At 54.1% G+C, this 8,054-nt stretch carries 5 protein-coding genes; 1 reads left to right on the forward strand and 4 read right to left on the reverse strand.

The annotated features are described in order from the left end of the window. The first annotated feature begins 516 nt into the window (after window positions 1-516). The gene (locus tag HBO11_RS28820) at window positions 517-843 is read left to right on the forward strand and encodes an isochorismatase family protein (RefSeq protein ID WP_346266885.1); all 327 of its coding nucleotides are present in this window, start codon (window positions 517-519) and stop codon (window positions 841-843) included. A gap of 595 nt (window positions 844-1,438) precedes the next feature. Here HBO11_RS28820 and HBO11_RS28350 read toward each other — a convergent pair. From HBO11_RS28350 to ptsP, 4 genes are all read right to left on the reverse strand, one after another. Further along, window positions 1,439-3,262 carry a hybrid-cluster NAD(P)-dependent oxidoreductase gene (locus HBO11_RS28350; RefSeq protein ID WP_187699332.1) on the reverse strand — a complete coding sequence of 608 codons (1,824 nt, stop codon included), beginning with the start codon at window positions 3,260-3,262 and terminating at the stop codon, window positions 1,439-1,441. Between the two features lie 43 nt (window positions 3,263-3,305). Further along, a complete protein-coding gene (gene chbG / locus HBO11_RS28355; protein WP_169957346.1) occupies window positions 3,306-4,067 on the reverse strand; it encodes a chitin disaccharide deacetylase in 762 nt (253 codons plus the stop codon). Window positions 4,068-4,327: 260 nt separating this feature from the next. Next, a complete protein-coding gene (gene nagE, locus HBO11_RS28360) occupies window positions 4,328-6,034 on the reverse strand; it encodes an N-acetylglucosamine-specific PTS transporter subunit IIBC (RefSeq protein ID WP_170059066.1) in 1,707 nt (568 codons plus the stop codon). 25 nt (window positions 6,035-6,059) lie between these two features. Continuing rightward, on the reverse strand, window positions 6,060-8,054 hold a 1,995-nt coding region (gene ptsP / locus HBO11_RS28365), incomplete at its 5' end, for a phosphoenolpyruvate--protein phosphotransferase (protein WP_169957350.1).

Below are 8,054 nucleotides of genomic sequence, written 5' to 3' on the forward strand. Positions count from 1 at the left end.
GCGACATCAGCTATTACCTGATGCATCGGTACAACTGGATTAGACCGCATCAGTTCAATAATGGGCTGGCCCCGGCTCAGGCCGAGAAAAAACTTAACGTCGTGTCCGGGATTAGTTGACCACTACACATGGAGCTTACGAACTGGGTTGAGCAGCAAGGTGGCACAGAAATAGCCGACAACGTTCGCGACGTGTTGGATTCATGTTCGACCAGTTGCTGGGAACAGTTTGTTACAGCAAGCTCAATCCGCTCGCCCCACCTGAAGGAACTGAAATCACATGAAGGATCAACCCAGCCCTATCCCCCTGGTTATCCTTGACGTTCAGGACGCCATTGACCGCCCGAATTGGGACGGAAAAAATAATCCTGGGTACGTGGCGGTAATCCAACGCCTTCTTGATCTATGGCGATCAAACGACTGGCCAGTTCTGCACGTGAAGCACGATGAACAAACTCCTACATCTAGTTATTACGTCCATGGCCCGTGGAATGGCATCAAGTAAGTCGTTGCCCCGATAAAGGGAGAAGTCGTCATCATCAAACATGAAAACTGCGCCTTCATTGGCACCGAGTTGGACGCCACTCTCAAAGGGATGAAAGCAAAACAGTTGGTGCTAACGGGGGTCGTCATTCATAACAGCATGGATGCCACGGTCCGTGCGGGCAAAGCACTCGGATACAGCATCATTCTTCCCTCAAACGCCACAACTGCTGTGCCCGTCGTCGGGGCGAATGGAAAGACCTGGGACGCCAAAACTGTTTACGACCTGACCTTAGCAATACTTGGTGATGAATATGCCGATGTTATGTCATCGGACGAAGTGATCGCACAGTTCACGTAAGGCTAAGAGGCTTCCTTAACCACCCAGCCTCAGTATGAGGCACCCATTGATGCGATAACAGTCGATAGCGCCAGATGCAAAAAGCCCGGCGCTAGTTGGGCGGTTGGCTACCACAGCGCAACTCGAAAGCTACTGATATCTCGAATGCTCGCACGCTGCCTTCAATCGTTGCATCGCATCCGGCGCCATAGGCGCGGTCATCATTGACCTGTAGGTCATGCACTCTTGAGTTTCGTGGGGCTTTGGAATATCAACGTGACTCGAAACGCACCCCGCCAGCAGCACCACCGCTACCGCCGCTATCAAAATCCGCATGTCGTTCCCTCTATGGTTTGGCGGGACTGTAGCACTTCTAGGACTGCGTAAAAGCTCAGCCCCTAGTCGTGTTTTACCAATCACATGGATGTCCAGTAAGCTGCTCATTCAAACTGAACAAGGACGACTCGCGTGTAGCTACGGGTATTCATCACGCCCAGCAAAAACAGCGTCCTTTCTGCTGAGCCGCACGGGGTGTTGCCCGGCAGTCGATCCTCGATATGCGCAGAGAGCAGCATTTTTTCCATAAGCTGGAAGTTTGAAACTTCTATACCTCAAGTCACGCAGATTCTACTACCAAGTCTGTTAATGGAACCGCACAGCAGGTCAAGACATGATTGCTCAGTTGTTCTTCTGCAGATAACGCTGATGCACTTTGTTGGTCAACGAATCCAGAAACGACTCTAACTTTACATTGCCTACAAAACCCTGCCCGACATCCATAAGGTAGTTGCACACCCGCTTGCTCAGCTTGACGCAATAAAGGCTGCTGATTATCGCCTAGGAAGGCGACACCATTGACCATCAGGTTAACGGACCTAAACTCAGCTTGAGGAACAATAGCAATATTGAACGTTTCTTGATGATAATGTGACTCAGGCACACCGAGCATCAATAATTCACGCTTAGCATATTTCATGAATTCATCAGGACCACAGGCAAATACCTGCCGCTCGTTTACCTTAGGAATCCCCTTGAGCAACTGAGTATCTAAGCGTCGCTTTGGCCCGCCCCATAACTCATCAGGCCGGGTTAATGCGATAATAATTTTTAGATTGGGGTTAACGCTCTGAAGATAATCAATCTCTGATTTAAAAGCTATGTCCTCCCGAGCACGGCATTGATAGTAGAGATAAATATCAATATGCCTTTTATTATCATAGAGGTAACGCAGCATAGAAATCATTGGTGTGATACCGCTGCCCGCAGCAAGCAATAAAAGCTTATCAGCAGTAATATCGAGATAGAATTCACCGGCAGGTGATTCGATAGCTAACTTGTGCCCCACCTGCAAGTGGTCATGTAACCAGTTCGAGACACGCCCACCGGGTGCTCGTTTTACCGATATTGCATATAGTCCCGCGCGTGAAGGTGTTGACGATAGCGTATAGCGACGCGTGAAATACTGACCGTCTATTTTAAGCGTTATAGGAAGATGTTGCCCTGGAAGGTATGAGGGGAGTAAATTGCCGTTTCCAGATTCAAACCAGAAAGTACAAATATCGTGAGAGACGTTCTCCCGCTTAACACAAATCAGACTTAGGCTTTTAGTGGTACTGGCGTTAAATACCTCCCGGGGCTTCTCTTCTAAAACCTCGATAAAATCCCCTACTCTAATCACTCCTTCGTTGAGGGCAACAAGATTATGTCCGAATTTAATATTTCCTTGTTCATCGCTTCTGAATTCAGACAGTGTTTTTAACGGCTCTTTTTTTGCATCGAAGGTTGTGCTTTTCGGATCAATCGTTGTGAGAATACATCGCGTGCAGGGTTTAACTCCCTCAAAGATAACGTCACCAATACGAATTCGCTTCCAGCTATCTTCATCGAAAGCATTCGTTCCACTGACCACTAGATTAGGTCTAAAATGGGTCATTGAGACATTCTCAATGCTGCGCTCATTCAGCGCGGCCAAAGAGGCCTCACTGATGATAAGCAAAGGGTAACCGTCAGCGAAACTGATGTTAAATGGAATAGCCTCACGCGTTCTATTTGATTGTTCACCGGTATAAAGCAGTTGCACCGGGGCACTCAAAATAGCCGAAAACCATTGATTCGCCTCATCGGTAGTAGTAAAGGCAATAAAGTTATCCTTGAACACATTGGTGCCAGCCTCAAGCATCATAAAGTCTGAATACTTCAATACGAGACATTTACATTGCGCATAGGTTAAATATAACCCCTGCGCAAATAGCGTAGCGGTTATATTAAGTAACTGCGGGAACTCACGGGCCGTTATCATCTCGCCATCTTCACGCGCCGCCATAAAGCGGCGATCGAACGCAATCCCCTGCTTCTCAACCCACACTTGTGATTGGCTGATTCCACCAGTCGATTTAACAGGATAAAATGTTATCTCAGTTAAATAAGGTTTATTCGTCAAGATCACCTGATCCTCCGGATATTTTTAGGCCGATTTGAAATCTTCAGATCGAAGAGTAGTTTTCCAAGCTATATCCGCAGGATATGATTTCTTTCCTGAGCGCTAGGGAGGTCAAAACATCAACTTCTTTAATCCGGGGATAGCAATATGAACTCTTTAGAATGACTTCATCTAAAAATGCGGGGTGACACATTATCTCAAGACTCATATCACCTCTCTTATCGGCATTCTCTAGTATTTGCAGGATAAGCGCCTCTGAAACGGCCTCTCCATAAAAACTGGAATCGAAATAATTGGTGGAGCGGGAAGTACTTACTTGAATATTAAATTTTTTAGCTTCAGTGCGATCTATCCGCAAAGGCAATGATTTACTGCTTGCGAAGCTCTCAACCACGGGATAAATTTCTGGCAGCATATGCACAAAATGATGGCTGTCCAAATGTGTAGGGACCTTCCCAAAAACCTCTATGAACTTCTCAAATTGCGCATTTAATTCAACTGCTATCTCTGCGGGTTTCAGCATTCCCTTTTCTGCATATTCCCACAACCATTTACCTAGATCCCCGGCTTCATTAACCAGACTTTTCATAGCCGTTAACGGACGTCCATAGGTCAAAACAACGTGAAGCCCGACGCCTAAACCTGGGTTTTTCTGACTCAGTTCAGCTGCGTGTAACGCATAAGGAGAGGTAACCATGGCGGTTGTCGAAGTGACGATGCCGTTATTATATGACTCAACTATCCCGTAGTTCTGGCCTTTGCTCATGCCAAAGTCATCGGCATTAACAATTAAGATTTTTTTCATTTCGCTCCTCTCGTCATTTTCAATACTCCTCTGAATAGCGGGCTAAAGCAGAGAAGCGGAGCCTAGGGAGGCCTTGACTTATCAGGGGTCAACAACTGATTTTTTGTATAAATCAACGTCTCCCTAAGGGAGATCTGAAGTAGTCCGCGTTTTTGATGCCGTCGTTGATTGAGGTCAAAAAAACGCTGCAACGCCATCCGATCTCAAAACACGCATTTATAGGCCCGACGGAAATTTCGGCGGTTTGGGCATACCCCCCTTTAAGCGCCCGCCCCGGTCTGCTGAGCACCGACCAAATACTCAAGCGCCTCACCCAAGCCTGTGGCCTTGTCACCAATCAACAAGTGCCAAACACCGCTTTCCAGTTGGCTGACACCTTGGCAACCCAGCGCAGTGAGATCAGCTTCGGACAACCCCGATTCATCCCCCAGCTCCACCCGCAACCGCGTCATCGCCACCGCTTCCAACTGCCGCACATTCCCCCTGCCACCCAAAGCACTCAGCCATTTCTCGGCTTCCTGCACAGTCACCGCCACCTGCTTATCCAAGGGCACGACCGACACAGGTGCTCTGGCAACAAACGAAGGCATGGCCAACCGAATTTCATCAGCAATGCAATCCGCCATCGGCCCGACCACCACCTGCAAACTCCCGCCGCTCCCTGGCCGCACAACAGCTATCGCGCCGAGTGCTTTCAGCTCCGCGTCCACCGCCTTGTTGCGGTCGACCATGTCCAGGCGCAGACGGGTGGTGCAGGCGCCGACGCTGAGCAGGTTGGCGGCGCCGCCCAGGGCGCGGATATAGGCACTGGCCCGCTGGTTATCACTCATCGCTTCGGCCTGTACCACCTGGATATCTTCACGCCCCGGCGTCTTCAGGTTGAACCGCCGAATGCAGTAGTTGAACACGCTGTAGTAGATCACCGCGTAAGCCAACCCCACAGGAAACACCAACCAACCATTGCTGGACTTACCCCAACCCAGCACCATGTCGATAACCCCTGCGGCGAAGGTAAAGCCCAAGTGGATATCCAGCATATTGGTGACAGCCATCGACAGGCCCGTCAGCACCGCATGGACCAGATACAGGAATGGCGCGAGGAACATGAACGCGAATTCAACCGGCTCAGTCACTCCGGTCAAGAACGAGGTCAGCGCCATCGACAGGAAAATCCCGCCCATGACTTTGCGGCGTTCAGGCAGGGCGTTGCGGTACATCGCCAAGCAGGCAGCGGGCAGGCCGAACAGCATCACCGGGAACATGCCGGTCATGAACTGGCCGCCTTTGGGGTCGCCCGCGAAGTAGCGGGCGAGGTCGCCAGTGACCACGGCGCCGGTCACCGGATCGGTAAAGGTGCCGAACACAAACCACGCCATATTGTTGAGGATGTGGTGCAGGCCAGTGACGATCAGCAGGCGGTTGACCACCCCAAACACAAACGCGCCGAGGCTGCCGCTTTCCATCAGCAGCACGCCGAAGCTGTCAATACCGTGCTGGATCGGCGCCCAGATCAAACCAAAGATCACCCCCAGTCCAACCGCACTGAACCCCGTGATAATCGGCACAAAACGCCGCCCGCCAAAGAACGCCAGGTACTCCGGCAACTTGATGTCCTTGAAGCGGTTATACAGTCCTCCTGCCATCAAGCCACTGGCGATACCCGCAAGCATGCCCATGTTGATGGAGGTGTCCATCCCCTTGAGGGTGGAGACCATCACCAGGTAACCAATCGCACCGGCCAAACCCGCCGTGCCGTTGTTGTCACGGGCGAACCCCACGGCGATGCCGATGGCGAAGATCAGCGCGAGGTTGGCGAAAATTGCCTGCCCGGCGTCGTGCATCACCGCGATGTTCAGCAGGTCGGTGTCGCCCAGGCGTAGCAGCAGGCCGGCGATCGGCAGGATCGCGATCGGCAGCATGAGTGCCCGGCCCAGGCGTTGCAGGCCTTCGATGAAATGTTGATACATGGCATGTCTCCTTTTGTTGTTGTTATCAGCTCAGCGGCCAGTGGTATTGACAGGCTTGACGGACGGCGTTGGCACTGCTCAGGTCGAGCAGGCCTTGGCTCAGTTGCCGGCATTGCGCCGCGTCCAGGTGGCGGACGCGGTCCTTGATTTCACCGATCTGCGGCGAGCTCACCGACAGCTCGCTGACGCCCAGACCGACCAGCACCGGGGTGGCCAGCGGGTCGGAGGCGAGGGCTCCGCACACGCCGACCCAACGCCCGTGCTTGGCCGCACCGGCACAGGTCTGGGCGATCAGCCGCAGCAGCGCCGGGTGCAACGCATCGACCCGCGCGGCGAGGCCGGCGTGGTCGCGGTCCATGGCCAGGGTGTACTGGGACAGGTCATTGGTGCCAATGGACAGGAAGTCCGCGTGCTTGGCCAGTTGCTCGGCCATCAATGCAGCGGCGGGCACTTCGATCATCACTCCTAGTTCGGGGCGCTGGGTCAGTTCCAGCTCTTTGCACAGCTCATCGAAGCGCTGGCGGATGTGCAGCAACTCGTCGACTTCGCTGACCATCGGCAGCAGGATGCGGCAACGCGCCAGCGGGCTTACTTGCAGCAGGGCACGCAGTTGCTGGTCGAGCACCTCAGGGCGGACCTGAGCCAGGCGAATACCGCGCAAGCCCAACACCGGGTTGGTTTCAACCGGCAGCGGCAGATAATCAAGCTGCTTATCGCCGCCCACATCGATGGTGCGGATGATCACGGACTTGTCGCCCATGGCATCCAGCACAGCTTGGTAGGCCTGGCGCTGTTCCTGCTCATCCGGCGCGGTGCGGCGGTCGACGAAGAGAAATTCGGTGCGCAGCAGGCCGACGCCATCGGCGCCGCTCTCAAAAGCAACCTGGGCTTCGGCGCTGGAGGCAACGTTGGCGGCCACTTCGATGGTCGTGCCATCAATGGTGTTCGCCGGCTGTTGGGCCTGGGCCTGTTGCTGTTGGCGACGCAGCTTCTGTGCGTCGCGAATCTGGTGCACTTCGGCGCGGCGTGCTTCGGTGGGTTCCAGTTCCAGGCGCCCGTTGACGGCGTCGAGCACCACCCGTTGGCCTTGGGAAACATCGAGTACTTCGGCGCCCAGCGCTACCACACACGGCAAGCCTTTGCCACGAGCCAGAATCGCCACATGGGAAGTCGCACCGCCTTCGGCCATGCAGAGGCCGGCAGCCTTCTGGGCACTCAATTGCAGCAGGTCAGACGGCGTCAACTCGTGGGCGCTGACGATCGCGCCGGCAGGCAATCCGAATTGCCAGGCTTCACCGAGCAAAGCTCGCAATACGCGTTGTTGCAGATCCCGTAGATCGTTTGAACGCTCGGCGAACAGTGGTTTACCCAAGGCCAGCAACACCCCGCATTGCGCCTGGATCGCATCGCGCCAGGCGTGGGTAGCGGCGCTGCCGTTTTCGATGGCGCCGGTAGCCGCCTCCAGCAGTGTTGGGTCCTCCAGCAAGGCGAGATGCGCCGCGAAGATCTCCTCTTCCTCGACGTTCTTACGCTGGCGGGCATGCTTCAGTGTCGTGCGGATTTCGCTGCGCACTTGATCCAACGCTGCGTTCAGGCGTTGCAGTTGTTCGTCGGCAGAATGGTTGCCGGTGTCGGCCGGCAGTTCGATACCAGTCAGGCGAAACAGCGGCCCGTAGACCAGTCCCGGCGCAGCACACACACCTTGCAGCACACCGGCTTCACTGTTTGCCCGGCGTGGAACGACGATGGCCGGGACGTGGTGTTCTTCTTTAATGACGACGGATAAGGCCGCGACCAATGCCTGTAACGCCGCGTCGCAATCCTTGCCCAGGCAGGTGACCTGTACCTCGTCCTGCTCACCAATACCCAGCCCCATCAACCCGATCAGGCTGTCGCACGACGCCGACTTGCCGGCGAAATGCAGCTGCGACTGGCTGCTGAAACCCTGGGCGGTCTTGCGAACCAGGGCTGCGGGACGCGCATGCAGGCCGCCGCGATGGGTAATGCGCACGCTGGCGCT

This window comes from Pseudomonas sp. WS 5010, from assembly GCF_012985565.1.
Lineage (GTDB): Bacteria > Pseudomonadota > Gammaproteobacteria > Pseudomonadales > Pseudomonadaceae > Aquipseudomonas.

Excerpts from the sequence above, each read along its gene's own strand:
- nagE (WP_170059066.1), bottom strand. The coding sequence starts at position 6,034 with ATGTATCAACATTTCATCGAAGGCCTGCAACGCCTGGGCCGGGCACTC.
- chbG (WP_169957346.1), bottom strand. The coding sequence starts at position 4,067 with ATGAAAAAAATCTTAATTGTTAATGCCGATGACTTTGGCATGAGCAAA.